General features: G+C 38.1%; 29 protein-coding genes and 2 pseudogenes. 2 read left to right on the plus strand and 29 right to left on the minus strand.

All coding sequences use genetic code 11. The features are described 5' to 3' along the window. Positions 1-22 precede the first annotated feature (22 nt). The gene (locus NST33_RS22505) at positions 23-499 is read right to left on the minus strand and encodes a DUF6790 family protein (RefSeq protein WP_026080959.1); all 477 of its coding nucleotides are present in this window, start codon (positions 497-499) and stop codon (positions 23-25) included. Positions 500-922: 423 nt separating this feature from the next. Between NST33_RS22505 and NST33_RS22510 the strand changes: the two genes are divergently transcribed. Further along, positions 923-1,348, plus strand: a complete 426-nt coding sequence (locus NST33_RS22510; RefSeq protein ID WP_047843833.1) for an Rrf2 family transcriptional regulator — start codon at positions 923-925, stop codon at positions 1,346-1,348. A 110-nt stretch (positions 1,349-1,458) separates the two neighbouring features. Further along, positions 1,459-2,316 carry an SDR family oxidoreductase gene (locus NST33_RS22515; RefSeq protein ID WP_339305132.1) on the plus strand — a complete coding sequence of 286 codons (858 nt, stop codon included), beginning with the start codon at positions 1,459-1,461 and terminating at the stop codon, positions 2,314-2,316. A 189-nt stretch (positions 2,317-2,505) separates the two neighbouring features. Here NST33_RS22515 and NST33_RS22520 read toward each other — a convergent pair whose 3' ends face one another. From NST33_RS22520 to NST33_RS22655, 28 genes and pseudogenes are all read right to left on the minus strand, one after another. After that, complete coding sequence (locus NST33_RS22520) at positions 2,506-3,045, minus strand: RNA 2'-phosphotransferase (RefSeq protein ID WP_076214213.1); 540 nt, start codon at positions 3,043-3,045, stop codon at positions 2,506-2,508. Between the two features lie 31 nt (positions 3,046-3,076). Next, on the minus strand, positions 3,077-3,517 hold the full coding sequence (gene imm48, locus NST33_RS22525) for an Imm48 family immunity protein (RefSeq protein ID WP_221822061.1): 441 nt from the start codon (positions 3,515-3,517) through the stop codon (positions 3,077-3,079). Between the two features lie 179 nt (positions 3,518-3,696). After that, positions 3,697-4,593, minus strand: coding sequence for a nucleotidyl transferase AbiEii/AbiGii toxin family protein (locus NST33_RS22530; RefSeq protein WP_313771467.1), 897 nt, complete (start codon positions 4,591-4,593; stop codon positions 3,697-3,699). A gap of 37 nt (positions 4,594-4,630) precedes the next feature. Beyond that, on the minus strand, positions 4,631-5,212 hold the full coding sequence (locus tag NST33_RS22535; protein ID WP_221821904.1) for a hypothetical protein: 582 nt from the start codon (positions 5,210-5,212) through the stop codon (positions 4,631-4,633). A gap of 203 nt (positions 5,213-5,415) precedes the next feature. Then, on the minus strand, positions 5,416-5,889 hold the full coding sequence (locus NST33_RS22540) for an SMI1/KNR4 family protein (RefSeq protein ID WP_100528557.1): 474 nt from the start codon (positions 5,887-5,889) through the stop codon (positions 5,416-5,418). A gap of 378 nt (positions 5,890-6,267) precedes the next feature. Next, positions 6,268-6,744, minus strand: a complete 477-nt coding sequence (locus NST33_RS22545) for an SMI1/KNR4 family protein (RefSeq protein ID WP_221821902.1) — start codon at positions 6,742-6,744, stop codon at positions 6,268-6,270. 247 nt (positions 6,745-6,991) lie between these two features. Next, positions 6,992-7,201 carry a hypothetical protein gene (locus NST33_RS22550; protein WP_221821901.1) on the minus strand — a complete coding sequence of 70 codons (210 nt, stop codon included), beginning with the start codon at positions 7,199-7,201 and terminating at the stop codon, positions 6,992-6,994. A gap of 140 nt (positions 7,202-7,341) precedes the next feature. After that, positions 7,342-7,809, minus strand: a complete 468-nt coding sequence (locus NST33_RS22555) for a DUF2004 domain-containing protein (RefSeq protein WP_133385600.1) — start codon at positions 7,807-7,809, stop codon at positions 7,342-7,344. After that, a pseudogene (locus NST33_RS22560) lies at positions 7,806-8,186 on the minus strand (HNH endonuclease); the annotation flags it as partial. The gene NST33_RS22555 and the pseudogene NST33_RS22560, both read right to left, overlap by 4 nt. A 77-nt stretch (positions 8,187-8,263) precedes the next feature. Next, on the minus strand, positions 8,264-8,704 hold the full coding sequence (locus tag NST33_RS22565; protein ID WP_221821900.1) for an SMI1/KNR4 family protein: 441 nt from the start codon (positions 8,702-8,704) through the stop codon (positions 8,264-8,266). After that, positions 8,665-9,084, minus strand: coding sequence for an HNH endonuclease (locus NST33_RS22570; protein WP_339308748.1), 420 nt, complete (start codon positions 9,082-9,084; stop codon positions 8,665-8,667). Before NST33_RS22570 ends, NST33_RS22565 begins: the two co-directional genes overlap by 40 nt. Positions 9,085-9,531: 447 nt before the next feature. After that, on the minus strand, positions 9,532-10,026 hold the full coding sequence (locus tag NST33_RS22575; RefSeq protein ID WP_221821899.1) for an SMI1/KNR4 family protein: 495 nt from the start codon (positions 10,024-10,026) through the stop codon (positions 9,532-9,534). Between the two features lie 26 nt (positions 10,027-10,052). After that, the gene (locus NST33_RS22580) at positions 10,053-10,493 is read right to left on the minus strand and encodes an SMI1/KNR4 family protein (protein ID WP_253502147.1); all 441 of its coding nucleotides are present in this window, start codon (positions 10,491-10,493) and stop codon (positions 10,053-10,055) included. A 100-nt stretch (positions 10,494-10,593) separates the two neighbouring features. After that, positions 10,594-11,133 carry a T6SS immunity protein Tdi1 domain-containing protein gene (locus NST33_RS22585; protein WP_221821897.1) on the minus strand — a complete coding sequence of 180 codons (540 nt, stop codon included), beginning with the start codon at positions 11,131-11,133 and terminating at the stop codon, positions 10,594-10,596. A 160-nt stretch (positions 11,134-11,293) separates the two neighbouring features. Further along, positions 11,294-11,740, minus strand: a complete 447-nt coding sequence (locus NST33_RS22590; RefSeq protein WP_221821896.1) for an SMI1/KNR4 family protein — start codon at positions 11,738-11,740, stop codon at positions 11,294-11,296. Between the two features lie 604 nt (positions 11,741-12,344). Further along, on the minus strand, positions 12,345-12,869 hold the full coding sequence (locus tag NST33_RS22595; RefSeq protein ID WP_221821894.1) for a hypothetical protein: 525 nt from the start codon (positions 12,867-12,869) through the stop codon (positions 12,345-12,347). Between the two features lie 174 nt (positions 12,870-13,043). Continuing rightward, positions 13,044-13,298: an Imm3 family immunity protein gene (locus tag NST33_RS22600; RefSeq protein ID WP_339283616.1), complete on the minus strand. Its 255-nt coding sequence runs from the start codon at positions 13,296-13,298 to the stop codon at positions 13,044-13,046. A gap of 1,037 nt (positions 13,299-14,335) precedes the next feature. Further along, complete coding sequence (locus NST33_RS22605; RefSeq protein ID WP_339305140.1) at positions 14,336-14,866, minus strand: hypothetical protein; 531 nt, start codon at positions 14,864-14,866, stop codon at positions 14,336-14,338. Continuing rightward, complete coding sequence (locus NST33_RS22610; RefSeq protein WP_339305142.1) at positions 14,844-16,031, minus strand: hypothetical protein; 1,188 nt, start codon at positions 16,029-16,031, stop codon at positions 14,844-14,846. The genes NST33_RS22605 and NST33_RS22610 overlap by 23 nt, the downstream gene beginning before the upstream one ends. 49 nt (positions 16,032-16,080) lie before the next feature. Next, positions 16,081-16,467 carry a hypothetical protein gene (locus NST33_RS22615; protein WP_221821888.1) on the minus strand — a complete coding sequence of 129 codons (387 nt, stop codon included), beginning with the start codon at positions 16,465-16,467 and terminating at the stop codon, positions 16,081-16,083. A 12-nt stretch (positions 16,468-16,479) separates the two neighbouring features. Further along, positions 16,480-17,463 carry a hypothetical protein gene (locus NST33_RS22620; protein WP_339305144.1) on the minus strand — a complete coding sequence of 328 codons (984 nt, stop codon included), beginning with the start codon at positions 17,461-17,463 and terminating at the stop codon, positions 16,480-16,482. Positions 17,464-17,636: 173 nt separating this feature from the next. Further along, positions 17,637-18,092, minus strand: a complete 456-nt coding sequence (locus NST33_RS22625) for a hypothetical protein (protein ID WP_221821884.1) — start codon at positions 18,090-18,092, stop codon at positions 17,637-17,639. A 17-nt stretch (positions 18,093-18,109) separates the two neighbouring features. Beyond that, positions 18,110-19,073, minus strand: a pseudogene (locus NST33_RS22630) (hypothetical protein). Positions 19,074-19,090: 17 nt separating this feature from the next. After that, a complete protein-coding gene (locus NST33_RS22635) occupies positions 19,091-19,687 on the minus strand; it encodes a hypothetical protein (RefSeq protein WP_221821881.1) in 597 nt (198 codons plus the stop codon). A gap of 193 nt (positions 19,688-19,880) precedes the next feature. Then, positions 19,881-20,795 (minus strand): immunity protein YezG family protein, encoded by a 915-nt coding sequence (locus NST33_RS22640; RefSeq protein WP_339308750.1) that lies wholly within the window; start codon positions 20,793-20,795, stop codon positions 19,881-19,883. Positions 20,796-20,803: 8 nt separating this feature from the next. Continuing rightward, positions 20,804-22,075 carry a hypothetical protein gene (locus NST33_RS22645; protein ID WP_339305147.1) on the minus strand — a complete coding sequence of 424 codons (1,272 nt, stop codon included), beginning with the start codon at positions 22,073-22,075 and terminating at the stop codon, positions 20,804-20,806. A gap of 212 nt (positions 22,076-22,287) precedes the next feature. After that, positions 22,288-23,238, minus strand: a complete 951-nt coding sequence (locus NST33_RS22650) for a suppressor of fused domain protein (protein WP_221821880.1) — start codon at positions 23,236-23,238, stop codon at positions 22,288-22,290. A gap of 18 nt (positions 23,239-23,256) precedes the next feature. Beyond that, positions 23,257-24,192, minus strand: a complete 936-nt coding sequence (locus NST33_RS22655) for a WG repeat-containing protein (RefSeq protein ID WP_221821879.1) — start codon at positions 24,190-24,192, stop codon at positions 23,257-23,259. Positions 24,193-24,197 lie beyond the last annotated feature (5 nt).

Here is a 24,197-nt window from a genome sequence, read left to right on the forward strand (position 1 = left end):
AAGGCAAAAAATCAGTTACAGCTTAGTGCATTACCCAGATTCCACCAGCCAATACGGAGAGAACCGTGATAAACGTTTGATACACCACATCCATAATGAGATTCCCGATACTGTCTCCATCTGCCTTGCGATTTTTAATCATGACATAAGTATGAGACCAAAGACCACTTAATCCGTATATGTACATCGTTACCAATACACCAACCCAAAAGTTCCCCTGGAACCAGATGGCCATAATCCCCATAACTCCAAGCCCTACTTGGGAAAAACCGTATTTAACCTGAAATGGTCCACCAGGCCATCCTAACATTTTGGCTGTCTGATCCGCTCTGGCAATGTTGACAACATAACCAATCACTCCAACCAATCCAAACGTAACCACAAACTGATGAAGCAGCAATACTCTGCTAATCTCGCTCATTTCTCCGGGAAAACCTAACACATATAGGTGTACTCCCCCTGAAATTAGACCTAACAACCATAGAACCAAAAACCACATGCCTGTCCCACTCCCGTCGTTTGTTATTTGGAATCATTTGTAACTAAATGTACAATCTTGTAGTTAAACACATTATATAATCGCTTTTACATTTGTCAATTAATACATAATTTTCTAGTTTGTCGAAGGTTTTGTCATTTTTCTTCTTCTGTACGCAAACAAGAAAACCATATAGTTCCATTTAACTTGAAAATAATAGGAATTTAGCCCTATTATTACATTAAAAGGTTTGAAACCTACTTCTTTTTTAACGCTTCAAAAGAACCACAACTCATTTATTTGACATAGGTGATAGTTCAATTATCATCTGTTTGATCATCTACGATTCCAGAACAACAGCAACTATCCATTAAAATATAATATAAAGGAATTGACATCCGATCTATTTGTAACTATTATAGTTACAACGGTGGTGATTATCCCATGAGACAAATCAGCAGTCGCTTTTCCATTGCGGTTCATACCCTGTCCCTGATCGCTGTTATGCCCAATGAATGCACCGGGGATGTGATCGCGCAGAGTGTGAATACAAATCCCGTGATTATTCGGCGGATTATGTCCAAGTTGAAACAGGCTGGTCTAATTGACGTCAGACCCGGTGTAGGCGGTGCTTCCTTGTTGAAAGATCCAGCCAACATTACCCTTCTTGATGTATATCGAGCGCTTGAGGTGGTGGAGGATGGGGAATTGTTTAACTTTCACAAACATCCGAATCCGAAATGTCCGGTCGGCAACATGATTGAACACACCCTGCGTGCCGAACTCATTGAGGCTCAGACAGCCATGGAACAGCGCTTGAATCGTGTAACCATACAGCAGATGATGGATCAGATTCATGTCTCTGAATAACAAAGCTCATTATGAGCTTTTTTTAACCCTTTCGTTGTAATCACACCTGTTATAACAATTTTGATTACATCCATATGCAAACAAAACACATATCCTAGGAGGAAAAGAAAATGAAAATTTTGGTTACTGGCGCCACAGGTCATTTGGGTTCACTGGTTGTAGAGGCATTGTTGAAAAACAATTCTGCCAAGGATGTGGCAGTAAGTGTACGTAATCCAGAGAAAGCGGAAGCACTCCGCACTCAAGGGGTTGACGTGCGTCATGGTGATTTCGATCAATCGGAGACGTTGGAGAAAGCTTTTGCCGGTGTAGACCGTCTGTTGCTCATCTCAACTGATGGTGACAATGAAACGCGTATTCGCCAACATCAGGCTGCCATTGACGCTGCCAAGAACGCAGGCGTGGGTTTCATCGCTTATACAAGCGTTGTGAATGCAGAGAAAAATACCCTTTCCCTGGCGGAAGTTCACCGCGCTACAGAAAAAGCTATTCGTGAATCAGGCATTCCGTATTCCTTCCTGCGCAATAACTGGTACCTGGAAAATGAAGCAGGCAGTGTGCAAGCAGCTACCCAAGGTGCACCTTGGGTTCATGCCACCAACAACAGCCAAGTAGGCTGGGCTACCCGAAGTGACTACGCCCATGCTGCTGCAGCTGTTCTCGCAGGAGAAGGACATGAGAATACCGTATATGAATTGTCCGGCAAACTACGCACGCAAGCTGAACTGGCTGCCATTGTTGGTGAAGTGCTTGGGCAGGAAATCAACGTGCAAAACGTGGACGATGCCGCTTACGCTGACATCATGAAAGGTGCAGGTCTACCGGACTTTGTCGTATCGATGCTTGTTGATATGCAAAGTGCCATCCGTGAAGGCGCATTGGCTGTAGAGAGTGATACTTTAGAGAAATTGCTTGGCCGTCCGGCTCAGCCACTTAGCGAAGGTATTAAAGCAATTGTAGGCAAGTAAGTTTTGGATATGAGAAAGGGACACACCAACAAGTGTTGGATGCGTCCCTTTTTTTGTGTAGCTAACGATCAATACAACGGTATACAACTTGAACGGAAGACTACACATTCAATCCATTCATTGCGACTGTTGCAATTCGAGATAGGTATTTATGCTTTCCACAACAGTTCATCACTCATTGGTCACTGCTCACTGCTCAAGAATATAACGTGCGGGAATATGATCGGCCAGCCAGATATTTTCGTTTCCATGATAAAAAAGGATTCCGTCTGTGGCCGCTTGAGCAGCATTGATTTTCAAAATGACAGGCTGATCATCCCGTCTTCGTCCCACCTGATTGGCCGTATCGATATCTGCGGACAGATGTACATATTGCCTTTGCCGCGGCTGTAAGCCATGTTCCATAATAGAATGCACTGCGCGTGCCGGGGTCCCATGGTACAGGGTTTCCGGTGGCTCAGCAGATATCTTTGATATCTTATGGGGTGTCGAATGTCCATACAATGCCCGGATGCGGCCTGAACGGATTTCATGTCTCTTTTTCTCCGAGGCTTGAATCATCTGCTCCAAATCGGCTTGCGTGACTTCCTTCCACTGCGGACTTTCATGTAAAGCCACCAGCAATTGCGAGATTTCCACCCAACCCTCTTCGTCCAGTTCCAGTTCATACTCCCATGGTGCATGTCGCAGAGCGTATGAGAGTTCCTTGCTTAATTTCATCAGATCCAATGCAATCATCTCCCACATCTATTAAAACCGTCTATTTTTGCGATTGAACCGCTGTTAAAATCTCCTGAATGTTACGTTCCAATCCTTCATCGTTTTCCTGGTTGAATTGGCGGTGTCCATCAATCCCACGTTGGATAATCGTATTCATCACCGGATGAACCTCACGATCGGAAGCCACCCGAATCAGATCATCGGCAAAATCAACCGCCTGCTGTTCACTGTAATTAAACGGTTTAATGAGCATCCGAATGCTCAAGGCATGGGCCTGCGGCTCCGCTAGCTGATCCCGATGAGTGATGCCATACACCGCGCCAAAACCAAAAGCAGCCATGACCTGACGCTCCAGTTCTGTTGTCTGTTCCAAAGGCGTGCCAATCAGCTCACACATTTTGTCCACCATCTGCTCCAGCTCGTTTGCTGCCGCAGCCAGAATTACGTCATTAATATCGTCAGCGTTGATAAAATCAGTCATATTGGTTTTCTCCATTTCTGCACCGTATTTGATCCATTCTCTCAGACTCTATGAGAACATTGTATCGGAGTTGGGGTGTTCGTTTCAAATTCATCTACGAATAAAGGCGAAGTGAATGCTCCCGAAGCAGTTTTCTTACAGAAAGCTTTTAGGTCTGCTTCTTCAGTGCATGAAGATCTTTATGTATGCGTGGGGCAACTTGGTAAATGTTCATATGCGTCACTGTTAATACCAACGTGATTCATCGTTTGGCGCAGCTCCGATACAAATTCCATAAAATACACTTCAGGACTACGGCTTCCGGCATAATACTGCAAGTCATAATCGTAATTTAACCTCGAAAATACATCATGCAGATCGTCAACCAGTATCTTTTTCATATCCTCTCTCGTAATAGCTGGGTCCATGCTGCACTCGTTGGCCAGGGTCTGCATTGTCTCCTTGAGCGCCTGCTGATCGTATAACGGGTTAGACAACAGATGCTGCAAATCATACAAGTCTTTAAACCTGGGCCTCACTATCGTTTGATGCAGCTTCCATGCAATTTGGATGGAGAGTGGTACAGTGTAAGGAACGACAAAAGCTTCACCAACCATGGGTTGGTAGGATAGAGTAACAGGCTTCTCATCCAAGTCGAGGTTAAAAGATATATCAAGATGCAGTTCATCCTCATACTCATTTTCATTCCTTGGTTCACTATCAATATAAAAGGCAAGCTCCGTGTTCACCGTAGGAAAATCATCCGCCATCGCGTAGTCTATTCTTCTCCAGAAGGCATTCTCCCGAAAGCTTCGGAATATGATACCGTCATTCAGGTCCATCTCCGTTACCCGGATCATCCAGTCTGTAAATACTGCATTGGCCTGATCCTCATTCTCAATTCGACCTGTATACAGAAAGTCGATGTCATCCACATAACGAATATTGGGATTCTCCAAATACTGTCTTGTTAATAAGCTTCCTTTTAATACAAATGGACTATTCACTAGAGAAGCGCGTTTTAATAGAGCTTCTAACACAACAATGAATCTCTCATCCTCATTTAGGAGGTGCATTTTTATGTTTTTTTCTGACACTCGTTCTCCTCCTCCATTCATCGTACTCAACATCCAATTAGATCCATCCACGATCCAGTTCTTCCCGGCTGTCATAGATGCACAGTTCATATTGCTGTTTTAACAGTTCGATCTTGTTCGTATGCAAAATGGTATGGATCTCTCCCACTCTACGATAAAAATGTTCTGCACTCTCATATTCACGGACCGTTACGAATCTCACTTTGCCATCTGCATTAAGTGAGTTCCGTGAGATATGTCCGCCCGAATCCGCGCACAGTTGCTTCAATACGGCCACATCATCCACATATACCTTTCCGTGCCATTCGAAATAAGGCTTGGACTGTGCCAGCATCGGCTGATCAAAATACGTTTCTTCCTTAGCCGGAATTTCCACCTTCGTCCGAACAACTGTGAATCCGTTATCCCGAAACTTCGCCCCAACTTCTTCAATAACATTCTTCACTTCTTCGTAATTCGTGCTATGTACAATGCCTGTAATCATTGGCTGATTAATATATTCACCTTTGTCCAAGACGATCAACACGGGCTTCACGTTCTCTTGATTACAGATGTTGATAAAGGTCTCTTTCTCGTTCTGCTTCAGATCACGCATGGTTACATGATATTCAAATTCCATCAGGTCACTTCCTTACTGATTTTTGTCATCTCTCATTAGACAGATCTCTCTTCTATCTTCTGTTAATTCTCCACTCACATCGCTCAACTCAAATATTTCCACAGATCTTCTTTAAGTTTTACAATTCACGTTCAAAACGCACCCCTAATTTCTCTACAAGATACTGACAATTGGGGCATTCGTTAACATGAACTAGGAGAACTTTATTTACTCAGCAATTCAAAAAATTCTAATATATTGGTCGCGACTTTTTGTGTCACAGGAGAAAACTCCTCTGACTCTTCATGAAACCAAATAACTACAGTAGGCTCTTCTGTTTCTCTAAAATCCAAACAAATAAAATCTCCTGAAAAAAGCGCTGCAATAGGAACTACATTCATTCCCACTAAATCTTCATTATCAGTTAATCTATCACCTATTTGCGTAATAGTAACTTCAATATCATACCATCCATTAATAGGATCAGACTCACTGTCATCCAATATACATAGAAATTTTTCTATTATGTATTCTTGCTGATTCATACTAAACATATTTGTGATTGGTACAGCTCCGTTATGTTCCTTAATAAAGTGCCTATAAGATTCAGGGAATGAAACTCTGAAACTTCGCTCAACTGCATCTAATAAATCATCTCCTGGTAATGGAACAACAATCGTATTAACATCCATTCTCATATGCTTCACTTCCCATTCTCATCTTTTAACACATGCCCCACCACATGGACTTTAACCAGGAAGATCAGAATCCCCTAACAACAACTTCCTTTCGTACACACCATTAGTATAAAACTGGATATGATGCTCTTTCTACCATTTGGAAACTCAAAATAACTCGATTCCATTTGAGTGTTGTCGTCATCATTTTGGCATAGGAATCTGAAACAGGCTCTCCTGTATAGGGGTGAACTCCCAGCTCAAACAAGCACACCTTTAGGTAACAGATGTAACAACTATAGCCATTTCATCAAACTATAAAAAACTCACTCCTGACTCATTGTTCGAGTAGGAGTAAGCCTTTTAATTTTTCTCATATGATTGCATTATAGGAAGAACCTATTCTTCTAGCATATCAAGAAAACGATTAACATTATCTGCAATTTTTTCTGTAACTGGGTCATACTCATCTGACTCCTCATTATACCATATACAAACAACTGGATCGACTTTACTTTCAGTATAGTCTAGACAAACAAAATCTCCTGCAAATAGAGCTGCAATTGGTACTAATTCAGCACCTGTCATATCTCCATCAGAGAGTATCCTTTCATCCAATTGACTGAAAACAACCTTGATATCATACATACCTTTATCATGCTCGCTTGGCTTGTCCAATAAACAAAGAAAACGATCAACCACATATCTATTCGATTTAAATTCAAAAAATCTAGTTATTGGAATAGATCCATTGCTTTCCGATATAAAATCTATAAAATCTTTAGGAAACTCGATTTCAAAATTCTCTTCTACACGCTTAATTAAATTACTACCTGGAAGCGGATAAATTATACTGTTATTTTTTATTTTTAACATATTTCACCTCTCAAATTAATGTCTTGGGGCGTCTGCTCAATGTCCCTTTGTTCTTCCTCCATTATGCTTTGCAATATTATGAATACCAAAAGGTACAAGTTGCATCAATCCGCTTTCCTCATTATGGTGACAAATTGTTCTTCTGGTTGTACTTTATTTGGTAATCTAGCGTTCAGCCACTTGAATTGTACAACCTCTGTTGCCTTCAAAAGTTCCTTGGTAATATATCTTCATGCAATACTACACTTCATATCGGAGATTTCAAACCTTTTAATTTCTTCACTTTAACCGTCGGGAAAACCGCTTCGTACTCCTCAATCGCCATGAACAGTGGCTCTAGCTCTGGTGGCAGATTCGCTACATGAACAGGTTTGTTGCTACCCTTCTGTTGCAATAGACCTGCTCGTACGTTGGTCTCCCCGTTCAAAATGAAGCTACCACCCCACCAAGCAACCATTAGTTATTTTCGACACGCAAAAAGCTCTCTAACTCATAAATTAAGTAAGAAAGAGCTTTTGAATGTTAATCAAATGTTTGAATCATTTAATGTTGGGTTCGTTGGATATGGTTGTGCTATACGATTTAATTAGCCTGGTATCAAATTGCAACATCTTGGTATCCTACATCAGCTATTTCTTCATCTAATAAACGCAACCCTAAACCATTCTCTGAATCCCATGTACAACTAAAAAGAACTCCAATGTCACGTTCTTCATTAATGTCTCCATACGGAACAACAATCCCCTCTAAAGTAATCATCTTCATCAGTTGAGTTGTTGTTTCAACTAATGGATAATTCTCATTAAACGCAACATCATAACCCAATTCACTTCTTTTTTGTATGTAATAATCCAAAATAGGTTGTAATAAGTTAAATTGCACTTGTTTCCAATCTTGTATCAATGATTGATATGCCGAATATTGTTTTTCATCAAATCTTCCATCTTCATCTCCATCAATCATCAATGTAATTTCAAGTTCTCCTCCGAATAATTGAAACATAGTCTTCCTAGTCCAACCATAGTTATATTCGAGCACTCCAAAAACAGGATCATTCTTTATCATTGTGTACTCCCCTCTTTATTGTTTATTAGAAATCCCCCAGGTTCAAACGCTCCTGCATTCATTTCTCCCACACCTCCAAGATGCCCAAAAGTACTATTCATCTCTGTAGGTACTAGCTGCATTGTTTTAACATCATTTAATTCGTGCCATGTTAGTTTATTTCCATCTCGATAAATCTTTATATCTTTAGCAGTAATTTTACCAGACTCCATACCAAATTGGCGTGCTATTTCAGGAGAATTATTAAGTTGTTCAGCTAACCTTTGATCTGATTGAGCAAAATTAGCTCTTCTCGCTGCTCCTCCGTATGTGCCTTTTCCACCTAACATATACTCAATTTGAACTTCTGCTTTAGCTACTGGTGAAAGATCAGGGATCAGACAAATAAAAAAGCCAATTTCGACTTATAATTCAAGTTGAAATTAGCATTTCTGCATCCGTCATTTTCTAAAGATTAAACTTCATATAAACTATCTAAAAAGCTATCAAAAGAATCAGATATAAGAAACATATTGCTCATCTTCTCAGTAGGTTCTATATCATGAAGGAAAATATATATTTTCCCCGCATACTCTTCGCTAGTTCCCAGACAAATTTGATTTCCTCCAGAATCATCACCTATAGATATAAATTCGTTTGGGATTTCGCCATATAATGAGTCAAACACACTTGATAACTCATCGTAGGATTCATTGATATCTAGCCCATAAAGTGTGTTGAGAGCAGTCTCTCCTTCATCATCTGAAATTTCGAAAACATTTGGCTTTACATTACCACCGTTATACTCAAGCAAAAAATCGCGATATTGAACCGGAAGTAAGAAAGCATATTTTGCTTCAAATTCCTCAATATTTTTTAATTTAATTTTTTTATTTGTGTTATAAATCGTTGCCATGGTAATTCTCCTTTATAATCATTTTTTCCGTTAACTGTAGACTGACCACCTATATGTCTAAAGTCCCTATGGATATCCTTCTGAACAAGAACCATTGTCTTTCCATCTTCATGATGATGCCAAGTGTACCCAGTTGGAGGTTGATTTAGTTCAGTAACTGGTGGATCAGAATCCTTATTTAGTCCTGCTTCTAAGTTCGCCTTCTTGGAGTCCGCCTGAGGGTTTTTAGGAATAGTAATTTCTATTGTTACTGCTGGTTTAATAGCTGGTTTAATAGTTAGATGGTAAAATGCTGAAAAGTCAGGACACCCATTAGGATAACTAACCGATATTCCATTTTTGTTAGTATATGTCCATGTTCCATTCCCATCAATTGAAATATGTCCACCTTTATCCTACCATTTTTAGGGACAGGAAATTATTGGCTTCGTTTCCATTACTTCTTATGTCAAATCCGACAGTTTTAACTTCTTACCTTTACCCGTCTCCTCAGTGCCTTCCGTATTTTCCTTCGGATTGTTTGTATCCTATTCTACCTTTGGTTTCTTCGGTTCGGATGATTTAGACGGTTTCGCATCGACTTGCCGTTTACCTTCGCCTTTTTTTTAGATGGAGATGGCTTCCACGTATTCACTTCATTCGGCGTTTCATTTTTTTCTGGTTTCGTATTCGATTTGGTGCTATTTTTCGGCGTTGTCGGTGCATTAGGTTCATTCATTTTATTTAGAAATCTTTTCTCACAAAAAGACCCATTCCACCTGAATAATACTGATGAAATAGGCCTTATAATTTTAACTTCTAATTTTTGAAATTATTCACGATTATTCCTACGTCTGAGAAACAAATAAACTATCCAAAAGGTCAGTGAAACTTTCTGTGATCAGTCTGATATGTTCTTCCTCTAGAGGAAGTTTCTTTTCAATATAATTGTCATAATCCATATCGAAATGATACACACTCCCTTTATTAGGTCCTTCTACTACAATACAAACTAAATTATTCCTCGGTGTCTCACCTATTGGATAATAAATTCTCGATAAAATATTTGCTTCTGTGTACAGACGATACTTTTGTTCTGAATTATTATTTAAATTATTAGACAAAGGAAAAAACATCAAAATAGAAGACTCTATTTCACCTTCTTTTTGGTCATCATTTGTAGTAAATCTCCTTCTAGTACCAGTTTTTCCACCATTCTTTAACATTAAAAATTTCTTATAATCATCAGGGAAAATCATATTATACTTCTTCTCGACTATCTCAATCTCCTGAAGACTTACAGGAGGATATGAACTTTTAATAATATTTTCATCTATATTCATACTTATCCACCCACCTATTAAGAAAGTCAATAATATTCATCGCTGGCCTCATGTAATGTTTCTAAGAGCTCAGAAAAACTGTTACATACCTCAGTAATGGAGTCCTCACCAAATTCTTCATTGTTAAGAAAAACAACTGAAGGTGAATTTTTACTTTTTCGGTAATCAAAGCAAAGCTGATTGCCAAAAGGATCTGTTCCAAATGGAAATATCTCTTTTGGCATGAAATCACTTATAAATTCATAAACTAAAACAATATTAGGCTCACTTGTAAAGCTTAGTAAATGGTCAAAAACTCCCTCTCCTCCATCATCATAGGAAAATATATTTGGTACAGGATGCCCACCATTATAGTTTTTAACACATTCTCTATAGTCATCAGGAAATTGTATACCATATTTTTTTTCAACCTTATTAATTATATCTTCACTAATATCTCCAACTGTACGTTCCCAAATTATTCCCATTGCTTACTCTCCAATTAGCTTTTATATACCTCCTATAGATGCCCCTTATAGAAAATAATCCATACTTTTAAACATTTATATCGGTCTCCATTTTTTATTTTCATTCCATTGGTCCCATAAAATGATTGATTATATATATATGCTCAATAAATTTAACTTTTTTTAAATTCTCAACTTTCTCTGCTCCACCTAATCCTAAAAGAGGCACATAGCCAAAACATTCATCGTCAGCAGGCTCTCCATATTTTTCAAACGCTTCAAGATAGGGAGACCAGTCAAGAGCTTTATTCAAAAAATATTCATCACTTATGTCCCCAAAAAAGTACTTAAAATTTTTCCCTATAACATTTACTTCATGCTTTCTGAAGTTAAGCGCCATTAAGTATCCATCTTCCCAAATCAATATATCTCCCATTGCTGTTGTAAATAGAGGAATTGCTAATTTTGCTCGACTGTAGGTATCTTGTAATAATTCTAAATACTGATCAGGATTAATAATTTTCAGATATCCATTGGAAAGACTACCCAGTCCATATTCCTTCCATACTTCAATTAGTTCAACAGGAATTCTCGATCTGTATTTCTCGATAATGCTTATAGGTATTTCTTTCTCAAAAACGAAATTCGGAATAGATGGCATACTTCTTTATACCTCCTTTAGCTCTTAAAACATTTCCTGTTTGAATCGTTTAGTGTTCTATCTGCTGGTTGTATTGTACGATCTGTTGTAAATATTTGTGTAACATTAACAGGCCTAAGTATATTGTTTTGTTTATTAAGTTAACAATGCCAAAAAATCTTTAAAAACTTTCCGCCAAAAAATAACTCACTGGATCGAATTCACCAGAATTTGCGTGATCCCAGACACAAACATTAGGAGAATTTCTAGATTCACGAAAATCTAAGCATATAAAGTCACCAGAAAATAGAACAGCTACTGGTAACAAGGAAACTCCTATTAAGTCCTCATCATCAATTAATCTCTCATCAAGTTGAGATTTTGTGGCATCAATATCAAATATTCCAAATCCATTGTCGGTTGGATCTTCAAGAATGCACAAAAATCTAGTAATTAAGTAATTATGACTATTACAACTAAAATAACATCTTTCTGGAATGCCTCTGTTGTTTATCTTAACAAATTCTTTATAGTCTGAAGGCAATACTACCCTCCAAAAACCTTCTTCTTTTGACAATACCTGATCAGTTGGTAATGGATAGATAATAGATTTTGCTCTCGTTCCCACAATTTTTTTCCTCCCTTATCTCGGTGCATCTGCCCATATTCCGGTTGATCTACCACCATTATGAGTAGTAATGTTGTGTATACCAAAGGGAACTAATTGCATTTTCCCCGGTACTTCTGTGATGCCATGTATAAGGTCCATCGTTAACCGATTTCATTATGTCTTCCGGTAAATTTTATTCAGCCAGTGAAACTGCTCTGTGTCACCTTTTTTCCACAAATCTTTTGGAAGGTAATCTGTGTGCACTAATACACCAGCCCCCTCGAAATCAGCAAAGCCGAAACAAATACCTTCTACTTTCTTTCACTTCAATTTTTGGTATAAGCTTTAATTCCGCAGCTTTATTTCTAATCAGTTTTCTTTGTTTACCTGTTAAATCAGCACCTCCCTGTACACTTTTTCGTAATTTATAAAAATCTATTACAAAACAGATCGACACCATTGGCTCTTTGACCAGGATCGATCTGTTTTATTTATGCCTATATCTACTTTGTTTACATTTCTTTTTCCGATCCCACTTATATACTGTCTTATCGCGTATCCCGGACCTACTCCAAAAAATAATAACTTTTGAACTGATTAGTCTTCTAAAACCACTTTACGATTACTTTATTTTCTCATCCCAATTTTTGTCCAGTTTATCCAGACTATTTTCACTAATATCCATTGGTTCAACCGTGCTCATTTCTACAAAAACAATTCGAGAACGTGCAGCCCTTCCATAGGTTAACTCTCCATTATGGTATCTTATCCTCCCGCCTCTACTAAACAACTTTATAATTGGAGTATAGAGTCCTTGGAATTCAAGTGCTATCGACTCGTTTTCACCAGATAAATATGCCCATTCCAAATAGCTTTTACAAACTGATTTGACTAACCACTCATCCTTAATTTCGTTTAATTCATCACAGTATCCATATATTTCAATTGGCAACTTTATATCACAGATATCTGCTGCACTAAACACTGCAAGTCTCTTGTTAGGTTCTTGATCTATAAAATCATAAAAATGAGAACCTCTCCTTAAAAACTCATATAATAATATTCCATGTGAAGGTTTGTTAGGTTCTTCATTCTCCCAATTAATGTTTCTTATAATGGTTCTGGCATCTTCAAATATCTGATTCAACTAGCTGCCCTCCTAAAATTTAATTATATTAGTTAAATTATAAGATAGTGTCATCCGAATTAAAATCTGGGAAATACTTTTGCGGAGGAGGTGCAAGATCATGAGCCCCTCGTTAGGTGTTTTTCCAATCATACCTTCTATTAGATTTTATGATTCAATTTTACGATATGGTACTCATGATTTATAATTTTGAAGCTTAGTTAATACTTCCTTGATTCGTATAGAAAGATCTGATTGCTCAGCTTCTGTTAATTGTTCATCCACTTCATTCATATCGAATTTCTCGAATTCGCTTTTTATTTTCACAAATTCACGGATAAGTAGTTCTGCAAGTGTTGTTTTAACAACAATTTTCTCACTAAGTGTACTCCTACATTCACGATCGAAACGCTCCATTATTTGCTCAACGAGCCCACTCGTATCTTTCATGTCATTAATGATATTCCCAAAGTAATTTTTAACTTCATTCTCCATTTAATAGCAGTACAATCTTGAATATGGAATATATTCCGCATGTATACTTTCGATTCTATCAAGCACCATATCTCTTCGTTCTAATATGTCCTGGTACTCATCCGGAGTCGTTTCAAGTTGCAACTTGTTTAAATCTAAAGAATTTAATCCCTCAACTATCCTCTGTTTTGATTTTATGAATATACTTGAATGTGTTAAATAAATTCTTCCTTCTGAAATTAATATTACTGATTTCTCCCTTTCGCCTCTTTTTTGTATACCGAAGTATGCCTCAGTGGTACAAGCAAGTGCTTCAGCATTTACTCATTCTCTCGCTTTTATAATCAAAATACCTTTCATAAAAAGCACCAAATAAAGCTTCATAATTTCGTTTCATCTGCTTATCTCCTTTATTAAAACTCAACTAATTTGTCACCATTGTGGATTACTTCAATATCAATATTTGGATAATCTTCGTGGAATTTCTTAATAACTCTGCTCACTACTTGTACAAGTATTAATTTCAGTAAATAATTTTATTTTCCCATGGGCTTGTGAAGGATCATTTAATTTATCCAGTCTAGCAGCTAAATCATTTAGGATCTTATATCTGTATCATTATCTCCAAATCTTACACCTCCTCCTCTATCCGGCGCATGAGTAGCCTCATACTTAGGTTTAGGTAGCTTTATTGAATAATCAGCATAGTCTTTTGCCTTGTTATCACGATTCGATCCACTATGTGCATAAAATTCCTTTTTGTTTATACCTTCGATATTCACTTCTGAATATGCAAAATTCAGTTCATCTACAGTAGTGAGTAAATTTAAGAAACGTAATAAAGCTAAGAAAGAAAAAAGTCAGTTGCGGTAATATACTTGACTCGTTATCTCCTGATCCTTAATTGGCCGTGCATGGTGCGCATGGATGTTGGAGGTACAAATCAAAAAAACGGTCAATCATGGTAATATCTGACCATAATTGACCCGTTCGAGGTACGATATCGAGATTAACTAAACATCTTTATTATTAAGATCAATTCTCTCCAAATTAGAGTCACTTATATCGGTTTCTAGCCTACTGCTATGAAAATCAATCCAATTTTCAAGAACAAAAGCAGCACTACCACAACTCAAAGCCCTGTCGCTATCGAATCTTAGTTTCCCACCTCTTTCAAAAAACTTAATAATTGGTTCATAAATATTTGCTACTTTTAAGACTTCCGATAAGCCTTTTTCAACAACATATGCTGTTTCTAAATAATTTCTACATATTTTATAGTGTATAGGGTTGTTAATGTCAGGCAAACTTTCATCCACAATCCTATCAATTTCTAGCAGCAAATCATTGTTTTCAATATTTAGGACTCTAACTGGACTTCCTATTGGGCTTTGATTAGAAGTATAAGAACTTGTAAAGACAGCAATTCTTCTCAAGTATTCAGCTAACAGAGCTGAATGTGATTCTTTGGGCTTTTCTCCTGTATTCCAGTCTATTTCATTTATTTTTTTCACCGCACTACTAAAAGACAATCTCATATTCATCACCTTTTTTGATTTTATAAAATCTCGAACTTTCCTCCTTATATCCAGGAAATGTTCCAAATTCAGGTTGTGGTACAGCATTATCATGTGCACCAGGAGGCTTTGATTTCCAGGTTTTCGACTCGAAATCCCAAGAACCTGGATGCCTATAGTATTCTTCCCCAGAATCCATTCGGGCTTTTTCATCTAATTCATGTGCTTTTAACTGTTGAAACCATTTTTTCTGATCAGGAGTCAGTTCTCCATCCAGAACTTTGTGATAAGCATATATTACTTCGGGATCAGGTGTTAATCTAGTTTTATAAAAGTATAAACCTTTCTCATCGTAAGCTGGAAGATCATATTTATTAAGAAACAGATGTGATTTTAAATCAATTGCATCCTGTAACTCCAAACCTGTATTCTTAGCAAAATCCTCTATATCTTTCAATCCTGTACTTCTTATTTCTTCAGCTTTCTTTTCAGCAGCAATTTCAATCTTAAATTTAAATTCTTCCTCGGGAGGATCACCATACCTCTTCGTATCTTTTCCCGTCCCCTCAGCCTCTGATTCACTTTTTTGTCTTTCTTCCTCTTCCCTTTTACTTTTCTCCTCCTCTTTTTTCTTTTTATCATCTTTACCTTTTCCTTTTTTCTTAGATGAATCCTGTTTCCACTGATTATGACTGTTGGGAGTCTGATTATCTTTTTTGTTAGCGCTAGATGAGCTTGTTCCTTCACCTTCACTCGACTTTTTCCCTGTACCTGTATTCGATCCTGTAGTATCCGTTTCACCCGATGATTTGGACTTCTTACTAGTACTCGGTGTCTGACCCGTTTTCTTGCCACTGCTTGGTGAGTTTGTGCCTTCACCGTCGCCAGACTTCTTCCCTGTACCTGGACTCGATGCAGTAGCATCCGTTTCACCTGACGATGGAGACTTCTTACTGCTGCTTGGGGTCTGATTCGGTTTCTTGCCATTGCTGGAGGAACTTGTTCCTGCCCCGTCGCTTGACTGATTCCCAGCGTTCGAGCTAGTTTTCCCTCCGGAACCCACTTCCCCGGCATTACCCGACTCTTTGGGCTTGTTTTTTCCCAAGTTGCTCCAAGGCTGAAACCGGACGACCTGACTCTCCTTATAATAATCGCTGACGGCTTTAACCATCACATCTTTTGACTTTTTCACAAATGTCTTTGTTTTGCTTGTAGCCGGTTTGTCTGTCGTCGTTGTTCCTTTAGAAGCAGCTTGGAGAACCCGTTGTACCTGGCTGGTCTGAGGGTTCGGGTACACCTGAAGAACCCTTTTTCGTGCTTACTCTGCCCGTAAATCCATTGAACTCCCCGTCTAACCCTTTCATAGTCATCTCGTGTTGCTCGAATTCACCCATCAGGGTAGATAATTCTTCTTCGCTTATCGGAGCCATAATTCGCCGGGCAAGATACTTCTTCTGTTCGACCGTCAGATTCTGTTTCTGCCAGTAATTATAGTCACCCATTTCCTCGGCGGTGATGTCTATTCTTCCGATATCTCGAGCAATGCTGTTATGATAAGGGCCAAAAAAGAGTTCATATTTAATGTCATTCTGCTTCACATCCCCATAATACACGAGTGCTTCCTTCAACTCTTGGTCAACCTATTGATGAGCCCAATGCTCCCTCGTATTGCCTGGAATCTGATAATACATCTGGCTAATTTCCTTTTCCTGCTGATGCAGTTTCTTCACAAAATCCATAAAGGAAGTAGCCGTGCTTAACTCTCGTGCTACTGAGACAACTTTACCAAATAATTGGTGCTTATAAGCCTCTTCTTGCTGCATCTTGCCCACGAAATCACCATTCAGATAATTCAGAAGTTGTAGGGCCGAAGGCTTAAAGGATCCTGCACTTGGGATGTTCCCGATCAAGCCGATTGCTGCAGCGCCAACGACAACGGCCTGTGCCGCAATGGCTGGTGCACCTCCAAGCATACCCAAAACGGGGATCATGCCCGCCATGGCGACCGCTGCACCAAACAGGGAGACCTCCTTCATGTTAACCACGGAAGGCTGCATAGCAGCTGCCTCATATTGTTCAAGCGGAATAAGGGGCGGCTCCGGCGGCAAATCAGCTACCACGACCGGTGCCTTATGGCTGCCTTCTTGTTGAAGTAGTCCAGCACAAACATCAGCTTGTCCATCCAATATAAAGCTGCTTCCTCCGCCAAGAAGCCAAATTGCTTCAGGGGCGGTAGCTTTAATCTGACCTACTTTAAGCGATAGACTGCCACCCTGAATCGAGATATTACCTGCACTCTGCATCGTTACACCCTGGTCATTCAGTGTGATGACCAATCCAGCTCCAGCCTCTACGGTCACCTCATCCGATGACATACCAATAGATGGTCCGTCAGGGTGGCCCCACATTTTGTGTTGCGTTCCACCGGAAACCGAACGCTTGCTTTCGGGTACTGCATGACGAATATAAGCCTTGGACTCGCGACTTCCGGGAATGTACAGTTCTACCGTGTCACCAAGCTCTGGCATCAAGAGCAGATAGATCGTGGTTTTCGCATATGATGATCTTCTAGCATCATACGATGTGCAATGATGTGCAACCTGGACTCCATTCTGTTTATCCAAATCTTTAGTCATTTTTCTTATTACGTATCACTGAATATAATTCTTAAGACCTTGTGTATCATATGGTTGATCAAAGTTTTGACTTTTATTACGCAAGATTAACCCTTTCTAAAAAACCTCAAAACAAATAAGCCCCAGTCAAATAACTGGAGCCTGTCTGACTTAACTCTGAACTAAATATACAACTGGATATGACGCTCTTTTTCAGGAATATCTTCATCTTCTAGTAAATCCACTTCGGTTAGCGCACCCTCATGCTTAAGTTCGGCGATGAACAATGCATAGAAGTCTCCTGCTGTCGGATAGGAGAATAAACCATATCCTTTTCGAGAAATCAGCTTGTTTACCTCCCTAATTTTCTCAGGGAGATATTTGTAGTCAAACTCTCCCAACTCTTCTAGCTGATCTGCAGTTCCCAATTCGATATCATAGGCATACTCATAGTCTAAGATGTAATTGACGATTTCCTGATCCACTTCTCCTTTGTAGTCCAGAAATAAAAACCGTTTGGTCGCTAAGCCATGATTCAGCATACTATAATACGCCAGTGATTCATCCGGATCATTCAAAATTATGTCGATATCCTCTGTATCATCGAAAATTAACGGCACCAAATCTTCATCTGCCATGCAGTCTTCCTCCTCTCCTATTCAAACAGAACTCCATGGTGGTTTGGGATATACTCTGGATAGTTTTTGCGATAGAAGTCATCAATCATTCGTAAAACGGGATCCCATTCTGGATACGGTTCAGGATCTTGAATGTTCATTTTAGCCTCCGGTAAGTTCATCAGGAAATCATCAAAATGACTTGGGTTGGGCAGACCTTGTTTTTTCTCACATGAAGCAAATACAAAATTTCATAAGGATAAAAAGCGTAATCATAATTTCCAAACTCAAGCGATTTTCCTAACTCTGAAGCAAGCGTGGAATGATGTTCGGACATTCTTCCAATTAAATGCGTAATTTCATCCACATCAGGTGTATTCCATTGTTCCAATACTTCTCTGTAGATTCCAAGTTCTTCGGGAATCAAGCCACATGGCTGTTCCCGATTTGTTAATGCGGATTTCACAGCCAAGTGAACATATTCATTAGTTCCCTCAATTTCTTGCTTGGTATGTTGGAGATATAACTCTAGTAAAAACCAGATATGTTGATTCCAATCATTCGCTTCCATTAAATTATCTCCAAGATATTTGACTATAAAATCAAAAAATATCTTTTCCTCTTTTACCCATCCGTATAAATTGAAGTGTATTAATGCGATGATGCTATACTCGAAAGAATAATCAATCAATTTCAGGCTCGGATAACGCTCTCTATAAATATGCCTACCCATGCACTGATAAAATTTTATTTGTTGGATTTTTTTAGCGCACTTACATTTCGACCGTTTTTAATCAATACGTCATTTTTCCACACATCTAACCAAAAGGAAGATATATTATCCATATCAATTAATAGAATGTGATCTCTCTCTGTATCATTAATATCGATGACCTCAACAATCTCATTTTTACCTTCTTCGTATTCATTTACGGCATTACTACCAAAAAAGTTTTTGACATACCTTTTGTAGGCCAAATGCATTTTTTTTGAATTAACCATTGTGTTCTCCTTAAGTTTTATTTTATCTCCTTACTCCAATCTTTTACTTTTACAACATCTACTCCAAAACCAACCGAAGTTTTCGAAATATCAACCTCTACTCTGATATACTCAAACTCCAACCCTGGGTTATCTTTTAAAAGTTTCTTGTACTTTGCTTTAAAATCCGCAAAACTTTTATTTTTACGGCTTGACATCACTTCAAAATATTTAGCACCACCCAGTTTTTGCTCTGTTGAATAATTGAAATTTCCCCACTCGGAAGTCTTAGCCTCAATCATGGTTAATTTAGGAGGCGGACCTTTGGACAAAAAGGCTCCATCTATGCCGTTCCTACCAACTTGAAATTGATCGGAAATATCCTTACCCAGATTGTTGTTTATTGCGATTTTTTTCGCAACTTCCTCGCCAAAATCACCCTTATCATGATCATAATATTTTGTATTATCGATTTTTCGCTCATACCCTTCTACACTGGATAAATCAAATTTACTACTTATATCATCTGGAGTATCCAGTTGATTGATTGAATACCTTACTCCGTTGTCTTGACTGATCATCAGCTTATTTAAAAGTTGTGAGAAAACGAAGGTAATAAAAAAGAGGTCAATCATGGTGGTATCTGACCATAATTAACCTGTTTGATGTATAGGAATAGCGTTATTTAAATTATAAAATTAAAGCAATTGATTTGCGTACAACCGAAATGATGAAATCTTTATACGGGTATTACATGGGTTAGTTGTGTTATTGGTCGAATGATGGATGTAATCGGCACTGGGTAGTCCTACCAAAGAAAAATGGCATTTAATTCGCTTCTTCAAACTGCTTCATTTTTTCGATCTTTATTCTGTCATTCTCTTCTTGTGGAATATTATTCAGATATTTACTTTCCCAATATTCTAACCTGTCTGAAGGGCCAAAATTGGATTCTCCCCATTTTGTATAGTCGTATATTATATTTAATTTTCCTTCAGATGTAAGTTTCATGGTTATTGAAAACCAAGGCTCTTGTCCATCTTCTATAAATATATTTTTTAGATCATTGGTAACTTTCAACAACTTTCTCATAGTTTTTTTATATATTTCTGAATTAATATTGTAATTCTTCAAAATATCTCGGCAATAAACATAATCATGTTTATTTATTGGTTTGAAGAAAAAGAAAACACCCCCTTCTCCATTTTCTACCTCGCCATTAAAATAAAAATTTTCCCAATCTTCAGGTATCAATTCATTTATTGTTTCTGCTATCTCTCTATATAAATCATTCATCTGCTGTTCCATTCTACTAACCTCCCGGTTGATTCTGTATTGTAATAGTAACTTCTTTTTCTTCCCTATTTGGTAAGTTACTTCGAATGAATGTGGTCTCATTGAACTTCCTGAATAGACTGGTTCAATTTTCACAGTAACTTTTTTAGGTGGTACTTCATTCAGAGCATTCGCCCATTCAGTTTCCATTTCATACCATTTTCCGCCACTTCGATTAATTTGGCTATTCTGTGGCACTAAGTTATCGATATCCTTTGGTCCTTTAAACTGTGCCCCTATCAAGTGTCCACCATCGTCATCAGGTAACCTACCTTGCCCTTTTCCTACCGTCCTCTGGGCATATTCACTACGGTCTCCTTTACCAAGTACAAGTGCTCCTTCACATTCAATAATACGCCCTTGACTGTCCGTACGATAATTATAACCATCTGGTGATGTGTATTCTATATTTGGTTTTAAAACTTTTTTCTATTCTTTCTTGTAAAATGATCTCCATACTTAACTGTTTCATAGACTATTGGTGGCGGTATAACAGCTTGTCCCGTCCCCTCAGCCTCTGATTCACTTTCTTGTCTTTCTTCCTCTTCCCTTTTACGTTTTTCCTCCTCTTTTTTCTTTTTATCATCTTTTCCTTTTTTCTTCGATGAATCTTGTTTCCACTGATTATGACTGTTGGGAATCTGATTATCTTTCTTGTTAGCGCTAGATGAGCTTGTTCCTTCACCCTCGCTCGACTTTTTCCCTGTACCTGTATTTGATCCTGCAGTATCCGGTTCTCCGGATGTTTGGGTCTTCTTACTGGTATTCGGAGTTGGATCCTCTATCTTGCCACTACCTGATGATTCTGTTCCTTCACCATCGCCAGGCTTCTTCCCTGTACCTGGACTCGATGCAGTAGCATCCGTTTCACCCGATGATTTGGACTTCTTACTAGTACTCGGTGTCTGACCCGTTTTCTTGCCACTGCTTGGTGAGTTTGTGCCTTCACCGTCGCCAGACTTCTTCCCTGTACCTGGACTCGATGCAGTAGCATCCGTTTCACCTGACGATTGCGACTTCTTACTACTGCTCGGGGTCTGATTCGGTTTCTTGCCATTGCTGGAGGAACTTGTTCCTGCCCCGTCGCTTGACTTATTCCCAGCGTTCGAGCTTGTTTTCCCTCCAGAGGCATTCCCCGACTCTTTGGGCTTGTTTTTTCCCAAGTTGCCCCAAGGCTGAAACCGGATGACCTGGCTCTCTTTATAATAATCGCTGAAGGCTTTAACAATCACATCTTTTGACTTTTTCACAAATGTCTTTGTTTTGCTTGTAGCCGGTTTGTCTGTCGTCGTTGTTCCTTTAGCAGCAGCACTTGGAGAACCCGTTGTACCTGGGTGGTCTGAGGGTTCGGGTACACCTGAAGAACCCTTTTTCGTGCTTACTCTGCCTGTAAATCCATTGAACTCCCCGTCTAACCCTTTCATAGTCATCTCGTGTTGCTCGAATTCACCCATCAGGGTAGATAATTCTTCTTCGCTTATCGGAGCCATAATTCGCTGGGCAAGATACTTCTTCTGTTCCACCGTCAGATTCTGTTTCTGCCAGTAATTATAGTCACCCATTTCCTCGGCGGTGATGTCTATTCTTCCGATATCTCGAGCAATGCCGTTATGATAAGGGCCAAAAAACATTTCATATTTAATGTCATTCTGCTTCACATCCCCATAATACACGAGTGCTTCCTTCAACTCTTGGTCGACCTGTAAAAGCTAATTCTTCAAAAAATATAAAAGGAGATAAGCAATTTAAACTCCAGATTAAAAAAAGTTAATCACAAAGAAACTACCTCTCCTCAATCCTGATTTCTATTATCATTTATTCAAAAAAAGGACTCATTCCACCTAAAAATTGGAATGAATCCTCTAATCAAAATCATTTGTCTCTTTTTAGCAGCAATCAGTTACATCACAGAGTTTCTTCTTGTTGGACTATAATTAACATATCCTTTTTCAAACATTTTATCAGCTATAATATATATGTCATCTTCTTTTTTTGCTATCTCCAGTTCCTCAGCCGTTACACCTAGTAATAAATTTATTCTACCGTACCCAGAAGAAACAGGTATAATTTCAGGTAAATCTATTGGTGGAGTAATTATAAAACCACTTAAGTCTGTATTTGGAAGCCTACCTTCGCGATATTCTATAAATTGGCCAGGATAAATATGATTTTTTGTTTCTTCAATATATTTAGTCCAACTAACCAATTCATCTCTAAAAACACTTTCGTTAGGCTTTGCTGTTATCATCAATTCATACCCATATCCAGATGTTTTTCCATTTTCAAACTCAATAAGGGATGGGGTACTATTCTCAGGATTAGTTAGCCCCGATGTGATGTATACATCCAGTCCATCAAAAGCATTTTCATATTTAAGGATTAACAAATCACTCTGCTCACTTCTCCACACGATCCTAGGTTCTATGCAATCAAACATCGACCAATATATTATTTCAATTCGATCTGACAAGGGGAATTCTAAAGGTGGAATGAAAATTCTTTTTAGAATGTTTTCAACTTGAGGATAAATAAAATGTCCCTTATTTATTGTGATTTTCATTTTCGATAAGGGAACTTCAGATGAAGCAAGATTTAATAACTCCTCTTCATCTAATTCTATCCACACATCCGGATTTGCTTCATCACGGGAATATAAAGTATTAATATCCACAATACCTATACTAGATAATCCTAGCAAGTCTACTAATGGAGATTTTTGTTTTCCAGCAAATAATACAAGTTCACATCCACTCGGAAAGCAGAAACCTATTGATTCAAGACATCTACATAAATATTCAAAATATGGGGATCGTTCTAACACCAATTCTAGTACTTGTTTTCTATTTTCCACTTTGAACAAAACCTCCGTTTACCAAAGATTAAAATTGCTGGGTTTGAATACCCATTTTCCTCCTTCATCCACATAGCCCCATTCTCCATTAAATGTAACACAGCCAAGGTTATTGTAAAAAGAATCAGCTGTTGTAAATATATTTTTAATAATATAATTTCCATTTTTGTTAATGTATCCATACATATCCTTACTTTCAACTGGTGCTAAATTATTTTGAAATTCACCTACACTTTGAAATTTATCTTTGATGACCCTACTCCCCAAGTGATCTATAAATCCCCATTTTCCATTTGCTTTTAATTTGAATCCTCCTAATCCTTCGGAAAAACTTGAAACTTGATAATACTCAGGTTGTATAAGAAACTCCCCTTGTTGATTAATAAAGCCATAGAATTCACCGTCCACTGAGGCTTCAGCTAATCCCTCTGAAAAATTGGATACTGAATTAAATTGATAATCAATTTTCAGCTCACCTCTATCATTTATAAAACCAAATTTTGTCCCTTGCTTTACTAAAGCCAATCCATTTGAAAATGTACCCATAACATCAAAAATTGGATCTATAATAATTTCACCAGATACCCCAAAAATACCTACTTTCTTGTTTTTCTCCGCTATAACTGAAAACCCCGGATTTATTCCATGTATTCTATCAAAGATTGGTTCTATTACAAACTCTCCTTGCTTATTAATACATCCATACTTTCCTTTATAATAAACCAATGCTAAGCCATGTTCGAAGTCCCCTAGAAAGTCGGCACTCAATTCAATTACCCATTCGTTTTCAGTATTTATATATCCTTCCTTATCATCGAACGTCCAAACATATGCTAAACCTTCACAAAAATTGTTTACAGCCTTATAAGAAGGCTCAATTATAATGTCACCTTGTTTATTAATAAAACCATACTTCTCATTTATTTTAATTTTATAAAGATTATTATCCTTCATTTTTA

The sequence above is a fragment of the Paenibacillus sp. FSL L8-0435 genome (assembly GCF_037965655.1).
In the GTDB taxonomy this organism is placed as follows: Bacteria; Bacillota; Bacilli; order Paenibacillales; family Paenibacillaceae; genus Paenibacillus.

Excerpts from the sequence above, each read along its gene's own strand:
- NST33_RS22535 (WP_221821904.1), bottom strand. The coding sequence starts at position 5,212 with ATGGAATTTGAATATCATGTAACCATGCGTGATCTGAAGCAGAACGAG.
- NST33_RS22575 (WP_221821899.1), bottom strand. The coding sequence starts at position 10,026 with ATGAATATAGATGAAAATATTATTAAAAGTTCATATCCTCCTGTAAGT.
- NST33_RS22540 (WP_100528557.1), bottom strand. The coding sequence starts at position 5,889 with ATGAGAATGGATGTTAATACGATTGTTGTTCCATTACCAGGAGATGAT.
- imm48 (WP_221822061.1), bottom strand. The coding sequence starts at position 3,517 with ATGACTGATTTTATCAACGCTGACGATATTAATGACGTAATTCTGGCT.
- NST33_RS22515 (WP_339305132.1), top strand. The coding sequence starts at position 1,459 with ATGAAAATTTTGGTTACTGGCGCCACAGGTCATTTGGGTTCACTGGTT.
- NST33_RS22585 (WP_221821897.1), bottom strand. The coding sequence starts at position 11,133 with ATGCCATCTATTCCGAATTTCGTTTTTGAGAAAGAAATACCTATAAGC.
- NST33_RS22545 (WP_221821902.1), bottom strand. The coding sequence starts at position 6,744 with ATGTTAAAAATAAAAAATAACAGTATAATTTATCCGCTTCCAGGTAGT.
- NST33_RS22555 (WP_133385600.1), bottom strand. The coding sequence starts at position 7,809 with ATGATAAAGAATGATCCTGTTTTTGGAGTGCTCGAATATAACTATGGT.
- NST33_RS22580 (WP_253502147.1), bottom strand. The coding sequence starts at position 10,493 with ATGGGAATAATTTGGGAACGTACAGTTGGAGATATTAGTGAAGATATA.
- NST33_RS22655 (WP_221821879.1), bottom strand. The coding sequence starts at position 24,192 with ATGAAGGATAATAATCTTTATAAAATTAAAATAAATGAGAAGTATGGT.
- NST33_RS22510 (WP_047843833.1), top strand. The coding sequence starts at position 923 with ATGAGACAAATCAGCAGTCGCTTTTCCATTGCGGTTCATACCCTGTCC.
- NST33_RS22565 (WP_221821900.1), bottom strand. The coding sequence starts at position 8,704 with ATGGCAACGATTTATAACACAAATAAAAAAATTAAATTAAAAAATATT.
- NST33_RS22600 (WP_339283616.1), bottom strand. The coding sequence starts at position 13,298 with ATGAAAGATACGAGTGGGCTCGTTGAGCAAATAATGGAGCGTTTCGAT.
- NST33_RS22605 (WP_339305140.1), bottom strand. The coding sequence starts at position 14,866 with ATGAATATGAGATTGTCTTTTAGTAGTGCGGTGAAAAAAATAAATGAA.
- NST33_RS22505 (WP_026080959.1), bottom strand. The coding sequence starts at position 499 with ATGTGGTTTTTGGTTCTATGGTTGTTAGGTCTAATTTCAGGGGGAGTA.
- NST33_RS22625 (WP_221821884.1), bottom strand. The coding sequence starts at position 18,092 with ATGGCAGATGAAGATTTGGTGCCGTTAATTTTCGATGATACAGAGGAT.
- NST33_RS22635 (WP_221821881.1), bottom strand. The coding sequence starts at position 19,687 with ATGATTGACCTCTTTTTTATTACCTTCGTTTTCTCACAACTTTTAAAT.
- NST33_RS22550 (WP_221821901.1), bottom strand. The coding sequence starts at position 7,201 with ATGGTTGCTTGGTGGGGTGGTAGCTTCATTTTGAACGGGGAGACCAAC.